The organism is Pseudomonas sp. PGPR N4 (genome assembly GCF_059693665.1).
In genome coordinates, this window is record NZ_JCAUKV010000003.1 from 345,197 (window position 1) to 359,864 (window position 14,668).

Annotated in this window: 11 protein-coding genes; 2 read left to right on the forward strand and 9 right to left on the reverse strand. The window is 62.9% G+C overall.

What is annotated here, in order from left to right; genetic code table 11:
* Positions 1-71: 71 nt before the first annotated feature.
* A complete protein-coding gene (locus tag AC58X1_RS15355) occupies positions 72-2,663 on the reverse strand; it encodes a glycosyltransferase (protein ID WP_101317213.1) in 2,592 nt (863 codons plus the stop codon).
* A 255-nt stretch (positions 2,664-2,918) separates the two neighbouring features.
* On the opposite strand from AC58X1_RS15355, the gene tcdA reads away from it, so the two are divergent.
* Positions 2,919-3,740, forward strand: coding sequence for a tRNA cyclic N6-threonylcarbamoyladenosine(37) synthase TcdA (tcdA, locus tag AC58X1_RS15360; RefSeq protein WP_150570840.1), 822 nt, complete (start codon positions 2,919-2,921; stop codon positions 3,738-3,740).
* A gap of 15 nt (positions 3,741-3,755) precedes the next feature.
* On the opposite strand, the gene AC58X1_RS15365 is transcribed toward tcdA, so the two are convergent.
* The 4 genes from AC58X1_RS15365 to AC58X1_RS15380 all read right to left on the reverse strand — a co-directional run bounded on the left by AC58X1_RS15365 (position 3,756) and on the right by AC58X1_RS15380 (position 6,870).
* Complete coding sequence (locus AC58X1_RS15365; RefSeq protein ID WP_497429071.1) at positions 3,756-4,166, reverse strand: SufE family protein; 411 nt, start codon at positions 4,164-4,166, stop codon at positions 3,756-3,758.
* Positions 4,163-5,368 (reverse strand): cysteine desulfurase, encoded by a 1,206-nt coding sequence (locus AC58X1_RS15370; protein ID WP_497429072.1) that lies wholly within the window; start codon positions 5,366-5,368, stop codon positions 4,163-4,165. Before AC58X1_RS15370 ends, AC58X1_RS15365 begins: the two co-directional genes overlap by 4 nt.
* A gap of 76 nt (positions 5,369-5,444) precedes the next feature.
* Positions 5,445-6,479, reverse strand: coding sequence for a 2,3,4,5-tetrahydropyridine-2,6-dicarboxylate N-succinyltransferase (gene dapD / locus AC58X1_RS15375; RefSeq protein ID WP_101317221.1), 1,035 nt, complete (start codon positions 6,477-6,479; stop codon positions 5,445-5,447).
* Positions 6,480-6,522: 43 nt separating this feature from the next.
* On the reverse strand, positions 6,523-6,870 hold the full coding sequence (locus tag AC58X1_RS15380; RefSeq protein WP_101317223.1) for an ArsC family reductase: 348 nt from the start codon (positions 6,868-6,870) through the stop codon (positions 6,523-6,525).
* Between the two features lie 270 nt (positions 6,871-7,140).
* Between AC58X1_RS15380 and AC58X1_RS15385 the strand changes: the two genes are divergently transcribed.
* Positions 7,141-8,787, forward strand: a complete 1,647-nt coding sequence (locus AC58X1_RS15385) for a Na+/H+ antiporter (protein ID WP_497429073.1) — start codon at positions 7,141-7,143, stop codon at positions 8,785-8,787.
* Between the two features lie 2 nt (positions 8,788-8,789).
* Here AC58X1_RS15385 and AC58X1_RS15390 read toward each other — a convergent pair whose 3' ends face one another.
* The 4 genes from AC58X1_RS15390 to map all read right to left on the reverse strand — a co-directional run bounded on the left by AC58X1_RS15390 (position 8,790) and on the right by map (position 14,338).
* A complete protein-coding gene (locus AC58X1_RS15390; RefSeq protein ID WP_150572029.1) occupies positions 8,790-9,524 on the reverse strand; it encodes a M12 family metallopeptidase in 735 nt (244 codons plus the stop codon).
* Between the two features lie 87 nt (positions 9,525-9,611).
* Positions 9,612-10,808, reverse strand: a complete 1,197-nt coding sequence (gene dapC, locus AC58X1_RS15395; protein ID WP_150570845.1) for a succinyldiaminopimelate transaminase — start codon at positions 10,806-10,808, stop codon at positions 9,612-9,614.
* Positions 10,809-10,831: 23 nt separating this feature from the next.
* The gene (locus tag AC58X1_RS15400) at positions 10,832-13,534 is read right to left on the reverse strand and encodes a [protein-PII] uridylyltransferase (RefSeq protein WP_101317232.1); all 2,703 of its coding nucleotides are present in this window, start codon (positions 13,532-13,534) and stop codon (positions 10,832-10,834) included.
* Between the two features lie 21 nt (positions 13,535-13,555).
* On the reverse strand, positions 13,556-14,338 hold the full coding sequence (gene map / locus AC58X1_RS15405; protein ID WP_101317234.1) for a type I methionyl aminopeptidase: 783 nt from the start codon (positions 14,336-14,338) through the stop codon (positions 13,556-13,558).
* Between the last annotated feature and the right edge of the window lie 330 nt (positions 14,339-14,668).

Consider the following 14,668-nt stretch of genomic DNA (forward strand, 5'->3'; position numbering starts at 1 on the left):
AACAGGCGCGTTATCTTATATCAAATGCGCCCGCCGGGCACCTTCAGGGTGCCAGCGGGTGGCCTTTGTGGTCAGGCAGTCGAGGCTTGTGCTGCATCGCTTGCCGGTTTGGGCAGCGACGACAGGAAGGCCATGATCAGCGCGGCCAGGTACGGCAGCGATTGCACCAGCAGCATGGCTACCCAGAAGCGCATGTCCGAACTGGGCAAGCCCTGCACCAGGTAGATGCCACCGGCAGCGCCCCACAGCAAGAGCATGATGAACAGCTCTTCGCGCGCCTCGGAAATCGCCACCAGCAAACCATGGCTGTCGGCGTTCTTCGGCGTGCGGAAGAACGGCATGCTGCTGGTGAAGAAACCGTACAGCACGGCCTTGGCAATCGTATGCGACAGCGCCAGCCCGGCCAGGGCGGCAGCGAAGGCGTCCTTGAGGTTGACGCCGACCGCACGACGGTAGAGGAACAGGATCTTGCCGACTTTGAAGAAGAACAGCGCCAACGGCGGGATGGCAAAGATCATCAGCGGTGGATCGACCCGGTGCGGGACGATGATCATCGCCGCCGACCACAGCAGCGCACCGACGGTGAAGAAGATGTTCATGCCATCGGCGACCCATGGCAACCAGCCGGCGAGGAAGTGATAGCGCTGGCCGCGGGTCAGTTCACTGCCCTTGCCCTGCAGCAGGGCGCGGGCGTGGTGCTTGATGATCTGGATCGCGCCGTAGGCCCAGCGGAAGCGCTGCTTCTTGAAGTCGATGAAGGTGTCGGGCATCAGGCCCTTGCCGTAGCTGTTGTGCGCGTAGGCGGCAGACAAGCCTTTTTCGAACACGCGCAGGCCCAGCTCGGCGTCTTCGCAGATGCACCAGTCGGCCCAGCCGAGTTCTTCCAGCACCGAGCGCCGGGTCATGGTCATGGTACCGTGCTGGATGATCGCGTCACGGTCGTTGCGGGTGACCATGCCGATGTGGAAGAAGCCTTTGTATTCGCTGTAGCAGAGCTTCTTGAAGGCGCTTTCGTGCTGGTCGCGGTAGTCCTGCGGCGACTGCACCACAGCGATCTTCGGGTCGGCGAAGTGCGGCACCATGTGCTTGAGCCAGTTGCGGTCGACGCAGTAGTCCGAGTCGATCACGGCGATCACTTCGGCGTCCTTGGCCGTGTGCGGCAACAGGTAGTTGAGTGCGCCACCCTTGAAGCCGGCCAGCGGCGCAACGTGGAAGAACTTGAAGCGCTCACCGAGCAGCTCGCAGTGGGCCTTGAGCGGCTCCCACACGGCCGGGTCCTTGGTGTTGTTGTCGATCACCAGCACTTCATAGTCGGGGTAGTCGAGCGCTGCGAGGGCGTCGAGGGTCTGTTTGACCATCTCCGGTGGCTCGTTGTAGCAGGGCACGTGCACCGACACTTTCGGACGGTAGGCGCTGTCGCCCTGCACCGGCAGGAATTCGCGACGGCGCTTGGCCGTCCACACCGTTTCGGCCAGTTCATGGGCTTCGGTCATCAACACGATGAACACACCAATCGCCCCCAGCGCCAGCAGGAAACCGACGATCAGGCTGAACCAGGTGCTGTATTGCTGGCTGTAGTCGTAGGCGATCCACACCAGCACCGAGCCACAGAGGAAGGTAATGAAGGTGAGGAAGGTGCGCCCGCGTTGGCGTAGCGCCGAGCCATCGATCAGCAGGATGGTCAGGGCAAGCATCGCCAGCACCACCGAAGCGACCGCAAGGGCGCGCCACTGCGGAATCGCCACCACCGGCCCTTCGAAGTTGAATTTCTGTTGGCGCTCGGCGTTGAACACGCCCCAGTAGGCGCCCACTGAACCTTCGTCGCTGGCCTTCCACGGTTGGTCGTAGGCCTCGATGACGAAGTAGTTGTAGCCGCGTCGGTTGAGGGTGTTGACCAGCGTGCGCAGGTAGATGGCCTGGTCGGCCTGGGTGGCATCGGCGCCGCCGCGCATGCGGCCGTTGCTCGGCCAGCCAACCTCCGACAGCAGCAGCGGTTTGCGCGGGAACTGCTGCTTGAGCTCACGGGCGCGATCAAGCACGAACTCGACCGAATCCTGCATCGGCACAAACTCCCAGTACGGCAAGATGTGCGCGGCGATCAGGTCGACGTGGGGGGCAAGCTCCGGGTTTTCTTTCCAGATATGCCACTGTTCACTGGTGGTCACCGGCACCTTGACCGCCGCGCGGACCCGATCCAGGTACTGGATCAGCGCCTCGGGGGTGACCTCTTTGCGGAACAACGCCTCGTTGCCAACCACCACCCGCACCACGCTGCGCGAGCTGTTGGCCAGCTCGATGGCCTTGCTGATCTCGCGCTCGTTGCGCTCAAGGTCCGGGCTGATCCAGATACCCAGGGTGACGCGCAGGCCGAATTCCTCAGCCAGCCGCGGGACTTCGGCCTGGGTGCCTTCGACGGTATAGATACGGATACTGTCGGTCAGTTTGCTCAACTGCTCGAGGTCCTGGCGCATCTCCTCCTCGCTCGGGTACTGGCCCTTTTGCGGGCTTTCACCCAGGCGAAACGGCGAGTAGGAGAAGCCGGAAATCTGCTCCGGCCAGGCCGGCGCGGACACCGGGCGGTTGATCAGCGCCCAGAACCCGGTGAACAGCGCGGCGATGACCAGCACCACTACCAGGTTGAGGCCGAATTTGCGTGATGACATAAGCGATTGTAGGTTCCGAAGAGGGGAGTGGGCGGGTGCCAGCTGGGGCTGCGTTCTACGCTTGGACAAGAAAGCAGCAGTGCCATTCGGCGCAGAGGGTGACGCTCTGGTCCCACTCGGTTGTCGTCCAAGTCTGACTCTCTGATCGGATATTAAAGCAGGATTGGTAGGTTTTTTACCAACTAACAGCGCCGTGCGGCCCGGCAACCCGCCAGCTGGCATATAATGCGCGCCGGTTTTTTGCGGATAGCGAGCATGAGTACAGAAGATCCACGCTTCGCCGGCGTTGCCCGTTTGTACGGCGACCAAGGCCTGCAACGCCTGCGCGACGCCCATGTGGCGGTGGTCGGCATCGGCGGGGTCGGCTCATGGGTGGCCGAGGCGCTGGCGCGCAGCGGTGTTGGCGAAATCAGCCTGTTTGACCTTGATGATGTCTGCGTGAGCAACACCAACCGCCAGGCGCATGCGCTGGAAGGCCAGGTGGGGCGGGCTAAAGTCGAGGTCATGGCCGAGCGTCTGCTGGCAATCAACCCGGCCTGCACAGTCCATGCAGTGGCAGACTTCGTCACCCGTGACAGCATGGCCGAGCACATCACCGAGCAGATGGACTGCGTCATCGATTGCATCGACAGCGTGATGGCCAAGGCGGCGTTGATTGCCTGGTGCCGGCGGCGCAAGATCGCCGTGGTCACCACCGGTGGCGCCGGCGGCCAGATCGACCCCACGCAGATCCAGATCGGCGACCTGAACAAGACCTTCAACGACCCGTTGGCCTCACGCGTGCGCTCGACCCTGCGCCGCGACTACAACTTCTCGCGCAACACCTCGCGCAATTACGGCGTGCCGTGCGTGTTCTCCAGCGAGCAGCTGCGTTATCCCAAGGGTGACGGCAGCGTTTGCCTGCAAAAGAGCTTTGTCGGTGAGGGCGTGCGCCTGGATTGCTCCGGCGGCTTTGGCGCGGTGATGATGGTCACCGCCACGTTCGGCATGGTGGCGGCGAGCAAAGCCATCGAAAAACTGGTGGCCGGTGCGCGCCGGCCGTCGGAACGGGTGGTCGCGCCGGCGGCTGATCTGTAAGCAGCGGTCAGCGCTTCACGCTTCGCTGGCGAGCTGCGCCATACGCTGCAGTACCGCATGCAGGCCGTTGCTGCGCGACGGCGACAATTGGCGTTCAAGCCCCAGCTCGCTGAACCAGCCGCGCAGGTCGAGCTGGGCCAGCTCGGCGCTGGCCAGCCCTTGTACCCGCGCCAGCAACAGCGCCAGCAAACCGCGTAACAGACGCGCATCGCTGGTGGCCTTGAAACGCCATTGGCCATCATCGACTACGGCCACCAACCAGACCAGGCTTTCACAGCCGTGGACACGGTTGCTTTCGGTTTTCTCGGTGTCATCCATCGGCGCCAGGCGCTCGCCCCACTGCATCAGCAAGCGTGCGCGCTGTTCCCAGCCACGGGCTTCGGTGAAGCACGCCAATGCCTCGCGAGCTTGTTCGGGCAGGCTCATCGCAGCAGCTCCAGGCCTTGATCCAGCGCTTCCAAAAGGCGCGCCAGATCGTCACTGTCGTTATACAGCCCCAGCGACACGCGGATCGCGCCCTCAAGGCCGAGGCCTTTGAGCAGGGGCATCGCACAGTGATGACCGGCGCGCACGGCGATGCCTTGCTCGGTCAGTACATGGGCGATGTCGGCGTTGTGCACGCCGTCGACGACAAAGCTGACCAGCGCGGTCTGTGGTGCGCCCAGTACGCGAACGCCCTCGCGATCGGCCAGACCGCGCAGCAGGTGCTGGTGCAGGCTTGCTTCGTGGCGCTCGACCGCGTTGGCATCAAGGCTGGCCAGATAGTCCAGCGTGGCGCCCAGGCCAATCACGCCGGCAATCGGTGGCGTGCCGGCTTCGAAGCCGAGCGGCGCAGGACGAAAACTGGCGCTGTGGTAATCCGCCAGTTGGACCATCTCGCCGCCAAACTGCCAATGGCGCAACTGCTGCAGCGCGCGGTGGCGGCCGTAGAGCACGCCGACGCCTTCCGGGCCGTACAGCTTGTGGCTGGAGAACACGTAGAAGTCGCAGCCCAGTTGTTGCACGTCGTGGCGTCCATGCACCACGCCCTGAGCGCCATCGACAACGGTCAACGCGCCTTGGGCGCGGGCATGGGCGAGCAGGGCTGGCAGCGGTTGCCAGGTGCCGAGCACATTCGACAGCTGGCTGACCGCCAGCAAGCGTGTACGTGGGCCGATCAGCTGCAGTGCCTGGTCAAGGTCAATCTGGCCTTGCGAGTTCACCGGCAATATCACCAGGCGCAGATTGCGCCGCTGCGCCAGTTGCTGCCAGGGCAACAGGTTGGCGTGGTGCTCCAGCGCACTGATGGCGATCTCGTCGCCGGCATTGAAGCCGTGCTCAAGGCCATAGGCGAGCAGGTTCAGCGCTGAGGTCGCGCCGTGGGTGAAGATGATCTGTTGCGCATCAGCGGCATTCAGCCAGGCAGCCACTTTGTCGCGGCTGGCCTCGAACGCTTGAGTGGCCAGTGCTCCCGGCAGGTGTTGCGCGCGGTGCACATTGGCGGCGCCATGGCTGTAGTAATGGCTCAGTGCATCAAGCAGGGCCTGTGGCTTCTGGGTAGTGGCGGCGCTGTCCAGGTAAGTCTGGTGCTGGCGTTGCAACGCGGCGATCGCGGGGAAGTCGGCGCGCCAGGGGGAGGGCTGAAACATGTTTGCGGGACCTGCAATGAAAATCGGGCCTGGCTTTACGCCAGACCCGATCTTATCACTTCGAACCTGATGGTTCTCAGTTGTGCGCGTGCAGCGCCTCGTTCAGCTCGATTGCCGACTTGTGCGTCTTGCACTCGACTGCGCCGTTGAGCGAGTTGCGACGGAACAGCAGGTCGGTCTGGCCGGCCAGATCACGGGCCTTGACCACCTTGACCAGTTCGTTGTTCTCGTCGAGCAGGTTCACCTTGGTGCCGGCCGTGATGTACAGGCCAGCTTCAACGGTGTTGCGGTCGCCCAGCGGGATACCGATACCGGCGTTGGCGCCGATCAGGCAGCCTTCGCCGACCTTGATGACGATGTTGCCGCCACCGGACAAGGTGCCCATGGTCGAACAACCGCCGCCCAGGTCCGAACCCTTGCCGACGAAGACGCCCGCCGAGACGCGGCCTTCGATCATGCCTGGGCCTTCGGTGCCGGCGTTAAAGTTGACGAAGCCTTCGTGCATGATGGTGGTGCTTTCGCCAACATAGGCGCCCAGACGCACGCGCGCCGCATCGGCGATACGCACGCCGGCCGGGACCACGTAGTCGGTCATTTTCGGGAACTTGTCGACCGAGAACACTTCCAGCAGTTCGCCCTTCAGACGTGCTTCCAGTTGCAGTTCGGCGAGCTCAGCCAGGTCGACCGCGCCACGATTGGTCCAGGCTACGTTCGGCAGCAGCGGGAAAATGCCGGCCAGGCTCAGGCCGTGCGGCTTGACCAGGCGGTGCGAGAGCAGGTGCAGTTTGAGGTAGGCCTCAGGCGTCGAGGTCAGTGCGCTGTCTTCGGCCAGCAGGGTGGCGACCAGCGGCTTGTGGCTTTCTGCCAGGCGGGTCAGCAGCGCGTACTGGGTAGCGTCGACCGACTTGACCGCATCGGCCAGCTGGCCGGCCTGGGCATTGCTGAACGCGATGGCCTGGTTGCCGCCTTCATAGCCCAGCACCGGGGCGATGGCAGCGATCAGTTCGGCGCTGGGGTTGAGCAGTGGTTGTGCGTAGAACACTTCCAGCCAAGTGCCCTGACGGTTTTGGGTGCCGACACCGAAGGCCAGGCTGAACAGAGTAGTGGACATGCGATTACCTCTTGCGAATAGGGGGGTGGCAGCGCTGTTGGGCTCAGCCCAGCGCAGCGGCGTACAGATCCGGCTTGAAGCCGACCAGGGTGCGTTCGCCAAGGTCGAGCACCGGGCGCTTGATCATCGACGGCTGGGCCAGCATCAATTCGACGGCCTTGGCCTGGTCAATGTCGGCTTTGCTGGCATCGTCGAGTTTGCGGAACGTGGTGCCGGCGCGGTTGAGCACAACCTGCCAGCCGTGCTCGTTGCACCAGCGGATCAGGCTGTCACGGTCGATGCCTTGGCTTTTATAGTCGTGAAAGGCGTAGTCGATGGCGTGTTCTTCAAGCCAGCTACGGGCCTTTTTCATGGTGTCGCAGGCCTTGATGCCGTAGAGAGTGTAAGCCATTGAATTCAAAGGGTCCGGCGGGTTCACCCAAAACCTCCCCAATATCTCCCGTTGTTTAGTCGGCGGATTATGCGACATCGCTGGGGCTGGCGCCACGGCTGGCTGCCGAATGCCCGCGGTTAAGCGCGTTGAGTAGCACGCTGTTACACATTCTGCGGCAGCCTGCGACTATCGTGCAGCGGCAGATGCCCTTAACTCCCCGCTAACATATTGTTTCAATTGCGGTCCTAGCGCTGTAAGCGTTTCTCCAATTTGACAGGATTTTTACCGATGCAGTCAGCCTATACCGTCCTCATCCTGCTGACGCTGGTAAGCGTATCCAAGCTGGTCGGGCGCTTGATCCCGCTGCCGTTGCCGTTGGTACAGATCGCGGCAGGCGCACTATTGGCGTGGCCCAGCCTTGGCTTGCATGTGGCATTGGAGCCGGAGCTGTTCCTGTTTCTGTTCCTGCCGCCGCTGCTGTTCGCCGATGGCTGGCGTATCCCCAAGCGGGAGCTGTGGCGCATGCGCGGCCCGGTCATCGCCCTGGCCGTTGGGCTGGTGCTGTTTACCGTGGTCGGCGCGGGTTACTTCATTCATTGGCTGCTGCCGAGCATTCCGCTGCCGGTGGCGTTTGCCCTCGCCGCCGTGCTGTCGCCGACCGATGCAGTGGCCGTCTCGGCCATTGCCCAGGACCGACTGCCGACGCCGTTGATGCACATGCTTCAGGGCGAAGCCTTGCTCAATGATGCCTCGGGCCTGGTGACCTTCAAGTTCGCCTTGGCTGCGGCGATTACCGGGGTGTTTTCGCTCACCGACGCGAGCTTGTCGTTCGTACTGGTGGCCTTGGGAGGGCTGGCCGTCGGCGTGGCGTTGAGCTGGCTGGTCGGGCGGCTACGCGCGTGGATGATCACCCGCGGCTGGGATGATCCGGCCACCCATGTGGTGTTCATGCTGTTGCTGCCGTTCGCGGCCTATGTGCTGGCCGAGCGTCTTGGTGTGTCGGGCATCCTTTCGGCGGTAGCCGCAGGCATGATGCAGAGCTGGCTGGATCTGCTGCCGCGCCAGACCAGCACCCGGCTACTCAATCGCAGCGTCTGGTCGTTGCTTGAGTTCGCCTTCAACGGTTTGATCTTCTTGCTGCTGGGCCTGCAGTTGCCGGACATCATCAAGGCAGTGGTCAGCCACGAAACCTCGCTGTGGCCGGCGCTCGCCTACCGCTGCCTGGAAGTGCTGGCGATCTTTGCGGCGCTGATCGTGCTCCGTTTCATCTGGGTGCAGAGCATCTGGCGGGCGATTGGCGTGGTACGCCGCTGGCGCGGCAAGCCTGAACTGGTATTGGTGCCGACTGCACGTTCCTGCTGGCTGTTGACCCTGGGCGGCGTGCGCGGGGCGGTGACCTTGGCAGGCGTGATGTCGGTGCCGTTGTTGATCAGTGCCGGGGAGGCGTTCCCGCAACGCGACTTGCTGATCTTTATTGCCGCCGGGGTGATTCTGTTGTCGTTGATCAGTGCATGCATTGCCTTGCCGCTGCTCTTGCGCGGCATTACCCAGAGCCCGGACGAGCGCTTGCAGCAGGAAGTGCGGGAGGCGTGGCGGCTGACCGCAGAGGCGGCGATCCATGCGCTCGAAGCCGAGGAAGTGGTCGATGCCAACGCTGCTCAGGATGCTACTCAGGCAACCTTGGCGGTCGAGCTCAAGGCGCGGCTGATGGCCGAGTATCGCGATGAACTGGCCAGCTACAACGACAGCGCCGAAGCCCGTGAGCTGGCGCACCAGATGGACTTGCTCGAGCGTCGCCTGCGTTTGCGTGCGCTGCGTGCCCAGCGCCTGGAGCTGTATAGCCTGCATCGCCAGCACCTGGTAGGTGATGAGGTCGTGCGCCAGGTGTTGGGCGATCTGGACATGAGCGAGGCCAACCTTGGACAGGTTCGCTAGGTTCAGTCGTGCGGGTAGGCCAGGCGCATCAGCTCAAGGTCCTTTTCGCTGAGCTGGTGGTTGCGTGCGATTTCAAAATCGCCGATGGTCTGCCATTGCGCGACGGCATAATGCATGATCGACAACGGGTCGTAAGCGGTTTTTATCATGGCTGTATCAGCCTGCACGTCCAGATACTGCTGGTGCACATCCTGTGCAGTCCAGCCAGCGGCTTGGAGCGTGGCGATAAGCGCCTGTTCGTTCCACGGGATATTGGCATCAGGGTGGGTGTGTTCGTGCTGTAGTCCGAGGGCGTGGCCGAACTCATGCAGCACTGTACATTCAAACCACTCTTCGCCGGGAGCGACGTTCAGGCACATGGTCTCATCGGTATAGGCCAGCGCATCGGTGCCGAGGTCTGATTGATTGTGCAGGACATCCTTGCCGGTCAGAACCCTGATCTGGGCCTTGGCATCGTTGTCTTCGGCCAGATCCAATTCCAGATTCGCCTCGGACAAGTCAGTCCACTGGCTCGCCAGTTCGAAAATTGCCATTTTCAGGCTTCGATCAGGTGAGCCCATGAACGAGATCCACAGCGTGCGGCCCGGCTCCCACAAGTGCGTGTGTTTGACGAGGCCGCGTTTGTGTCGCCCGCCACTACTTACGCCTCTGTTGCGTGGGTTTTCGGCGATCGCCAGGTCGTAGGAGAGCTGCTCTGGGATGCGGTTGCGGCAACAAGGCCGGGAATCGATGATCATCGGGAAAGCTCCTGGTCAATTGATGGACCACGAGCTTCGCCGATCGGCTATGCAGCTGTGCCTTACATATATCAGCTTGTAACTGGCTCAGCGGCGTTCAAGGAAGCGCTGGATACGCGACGCCGCCTCGATGCACTCCTCCAATGGTGCGACCAGGGCCATGCGCACACGGCCTGCGCCTGGGTTGACGCCGTCGACTTCGCGGGACAGGTATGAACCCGGCACGACGGTGACATGCTCAGCTTCGAACAGATCGCGGGTGAAGTCAGCATCGCAACCCGGCACCTTGGCCCACAGGTAGAAGCTGCCATCGGGCCGCTGCACGTCCATAACCGGCTGGAGAATCTCCAGCACGGCGTCGTACTTGGCCCGGTACTGGTCGCGGTTGGCCCGTACGTGGGTTTCGTCCTGCCAGGCGGCCACGCTGGCCAGCTGGGTTTGCACGGGCATGGCGCAGCCGTGATAGGTGCGGTACAGCAAAAACGGCTTGATGATCTGCGCATCGCCCGCGACAAAGCCTGAGCGCAGGCCGGGCAGGTTGGAGCGCTTGGACAGGCTGTGGAACACCACGCAGCGCTTGAAGTCGCTGCGACCCAGCTCGGCGCACGCGGTGAGCAGGCCCGGCGGCGGGTTTTCTTCGTCGAAGTACAGCTCGCTGTAGCATTCGTCGGAGGCAATCACGAAGTCATGCTCGTCGGCCAGGGCGATCAGCTTTTTCAGCGTGTCCAGCGGCACCAGCGCGCCGGTCGGGTTGCCTGGCGAGCACAGGAACAGGATCTGGCAGCGTTGCCAGGTGTCGGCCGACACTGCGTCGAAGTCAGGGTTGAAACCGTTGTCTTCCAGGCACGGCAGGTAGTGCGGGGTGGCACCGGCCAGCAGCGCTGCACCTTCGTAGATCTGGTAGAACGGGTTGGGGCTGATCACCAGGCCATCGTCGGCGCGGTTGACCACCGCCTGGGTGAACGCAAACAGGGCCTCGCGGGTACCGTTGACCGGCAGGATGTGACGGTCAGCGTCAAGCCAGCCGCCGGGCACATTGAAGCGGCGTTCGCACCACTGGCCAATCGCCTGACGCAGGGCCGGCAAACCCAGCGTGCTGGGATACACCGCCAGCTTGTCGAGGTTGTCTGCCAGGGCCTTGGCTACAAAGGCCGGCGACTCGTGCTTGGGTTCGCCGATCGACAGGGCAATCGCACGTTTGTCAGCGGCGGGCTGCACGCTGCCGAGCAGGGCGCGCAGCTTCTCGAACGGGTAGGGCTGCAGCTGGGTCATGGCTTGGTTCATCGGCACGAGGTCTCGTCAATCATCTAGATAGTCAGGCGGGCAGGGCTGTTGTCGCTGCCTTGGCTGGGCTGCAACTGCTGGACCAGCGCTTCTTGCAGGCGGCTGCACAGTTGCGGGTCGGACAGCGGCTGGTTGTTGGCGTCGGTAATGAAGAACACGTCTTCGACCCGCTCGCCGAGAGTGGCGATCTTGGCGTTTTGCAGCGACAGGTCGAACTCGAGGAAGATCCGCCCGATCCGTGCCAGCAGGCCAGGCCGGTCGGGAGCCGTGATCTCGAGAATGGTCACCGCGCGCTGGGCATCATTGAGGATGGTCACCTGCGGCGCAAAGGTGAAGTGCTTGAGCTGACGCGGGACTCGCCGCTGGATGATGGTCGGGTAGTCTTCCGGGTTGCGCAAGGCTTCGGTCAAACCGTCGCGAATCTGCTTGACCCGCTGCGGATTGTCGCCGATCGAGCCGCCGTCGTTGTCCAGCACGATGTAGGTGTCGAGGGTGAACTGGCTGCTCGAAGTGATGATGCGCGCGTCGTGGATGTTCAGGTTCAGCTGCGACATCGCCGCCACCGTCACCGCAAAGAAGTCGTGCTGGTCGGGCGCATAGATGAAGATCTGCGTGCCACCTTCGAACTCGCGCTGGGTGGTTTCCTTGATCAGCACCAGCGGGCCGCCGTCAGCCGGCTGCTGCAGGATTGCATCGCTGTGCCAGGCGACGTCGGCGGCGGTGTGCTTGAGGAAGTAGTCGTCACCCAGTTGCGACCAGAGCTGCTCGACGTCGTCCGGGTCGGTGCCTTCGCGGATCAGGATGTCCAGCGCAGCGCTTTGTGTCTGGCGGATCTGCTCTTCGCGGTCGAGCGGGTTTTCCAGGCCGCGGCGCAGGGCACGCTTGGTCTCGCTGTAAAGCTGGCGCAGCAGGCTGGCGCGCCAGGAGTTCCACAGCGTCGGGTTGGTCGCGTTGATGTCGGCAACGGTCAGTACGTAGAGATAGTCGAGGCGCGTTTCATCGCCGACGTGCAGGGCAAAATCATTGATCACCTGCGGGTCGGAGAGGTCCTTGCGCTGGGCCGTGGTCGACATCATCAGATGGTTGCGCACCAGCCAGACGATCAGCCGAGTGTCCCAGGTCGGCAGCTGGTGGCGTTCGCCGAACGCCTGCGCATCGACTGCACCGAGCTCGGAGTGGTCGCCCTGACGGCCCTTGCCGATGTCGTGATAGAGCCCGGCCAGGTAGATCAGCTCGGGTTTGGGCAGACGGCCCATGAGCTTGCTGGCCAGCGGGAATTTCTCTGATACCGGGGTGTACTGCAATTTGCGCAGGTGCTTGATCAGGTTGAGCGTATGCGCATCGACCGTATAGATGTGGAACAGGTCATGCTGCATCTGCCCGACGATCAGGCCGAACTCGGGCAGGTAACGGCCAAGAATGCCATAGCGGTTCATCCGGCGCAGGTTGCGGTGGATGCCGATCTCGCACTTGAACAGCTCGATGAACAGGCTGGTGTTGCGGATATCGTTGCGAAAGTCATCGTCGATCAAGTGTCGATGGGCGCGCAGCAGGCGCACGGTATCGGCGCGCACGCCCTTGATTTCGGGGTGCTGGGCCATCAGCACGAACATCTCGAGCATGGCAAACGGGGTGCGCTTGAACACGTTCTGATGGGCGGCCTCGATGTAGCCATCATGCAGCCGGAAGCGGGCGTTGAGCGGCTGGGTGGTGCCGCTGTCTTCGTCCGCCAGAATCACTTCTTCGAAATGCTGGATGATCAGGTCGCAGAGCTGGCTGATGCTCATCACCACCCGATAGTACTGCTGCATGAACTGCTCGATGGCACGCTTGGGGTTTTCGTCGCTGAAGCCGAGCAAGGCGGCGATGCTGCGCTGGTGGTCAAACAGCAGGCGGTCTTCGGCGCGGCCGGCGAGCATGTGCAGGGCATAGCGCACCCGCCAGACAAACGCCTGGGACGATGCCAGCAGTTCGTTTTCGCTTTCCAACAGGAAGCCTTCGCCGGCCAGGGCGTGCAGGTTCAAGGTGCCGTACTGGCGGCGCGCGACCCAAAGCACGGTCTGGATATCACGCAGGCCGCCGGGCGAGCCCTTGACGTTGGGTTCGAGGTTGTATTCGGTGTCGTTGTACTTGTGGTGGCGGGCCTTGAGTTCGGCGCGCTTGGCCAGGAAGAACTCCTTGCTCGGCCACAGGTGCGAGGTACTGGTGGCCTCGAGCATGCGCTGACGCAGGGCTTCGGGGCCGCAAATGGTGCGGCTTTCCATCAGGTTGGTGATCACCGTCAGGTCGGCGCGGGCCTGCTCGACGCACTCGTCGACACTGCGCACGCTCTGGCCGACTTCAAGGCCGATGTCCCAGAGCAGGGTCAGTAGCTGTTCGATGGCGTCGCGATACTGCTCGTGCTGGGCGCCGTCGAGCAGAATCAGCAGGTCGATGTCCGAGTACGGGTGCAGTTCGCCGCGGCCATAGCCGCCCACGGCGATCAGGGCGATCGCTTCGGGTGGTTGCCAGTCGAACTGGCTCCAGGCCTGTTGCAGGATGTTGTCGACGAACCAGGCGCGATCTTCGATCAGCCGGCGGATGTCACGGCCTTCGCGAAAGCGCCGATCGAGCACCTCGCGGGCCAGGCGGATAGCCTTCTTGAAGGCAGCGATGGGGCTTGCCTTGAGCGCCAGTTCCGCCTGGAACTGGCCGCGGTCGAACAGCTCGGGATCCACCTGGGGCATCGAGTCGCTTTCCTGAAAGTGTTAGGCCGACGTGCGGGGGATGGTGTCGTCTTTGCGCAGGGTGAAGATCTCGTAACCGGTCGCGGTAACCACCAGGGTGTGCTCCCACTGCGCCGACAGCTTGCGGTCCTTGGTGATGGCCGTCCAGCCGTCGCCCAGTACTTTGGTGTCGGCCTTGCCCTGATTGATCATCGGCTCGATGGTGAAGGTCATGCCTTCCTTGAGTTCCATGCCAGTGCCGGCACGGCCGTAGTGCAGGATCTGCGGTTCTTCATGGAAAACCTTGCCAATGCCGTGACCGCAGAACTCGCGCACCACCGAAAAACCGTTCTTCTCGGCGTGCTTCTGGATCACTTCGCCGATGTCGCCCAGACGGCAGCCCGGCTTGACCAGCTCGATCGCCTTGTACATGCATTCCTGGGTGACCTGGGACAGGCGCTCGGCCCACACCGGCACGGTGCCGACATGGAACATGCGGCTGGTATCGCCGTGGTAGCCGTCCTTGATCACGGTCACGTCGATGTTCAGCGTGTCGCCATCCTTCAACGGCTTGTCGTTGGGGATGCCATGGCAGACCACGTGATTGATCGAGGTGCAGATCGACTTCGGGTAGCCTTTGTAGTTGAGCGGGGCCGGGATGGCCTGCTGAATGTTGACGATGTAGTCGTGGCACAGGCGGTCGAGCGCTTCGGTGGTAACGCCGGGCTTGACGTGTGGCTCGATCATCTCCAGCACTTCAGCGGCCAGGCGGCCGGCGATGCGCATCTTTTCGATGTCTTCTGCAGTCTTGATGGTAACGGTCATTGACAGGCTCTCTACGGCGCCGTGCAGGGCGCGAACAAACGGGAAAGGCCAGATTCTACCAGAGCGAGGCGCCCATCTGTCGGCAGAAAGGCCCGCTGGCGGCTCTCTATATGAGGCATTTTGGCGCGATTGCGGGCCCGCTGCAAAAAGCACTGACGGACGCGACAGGATTGCAGTTCCGTCAGCGCCGAGTCTGTGGTATAAAGTGCGCCGCTTTCGGGGACGACCTCGACTGCCTTAACCCACACACGTGTCGACACGATGACCTGGGTGCCCCGACCGCTTCGGCGACGTGGGTTGGTCATTGGGATACGTGGAGGCCCAACCCGA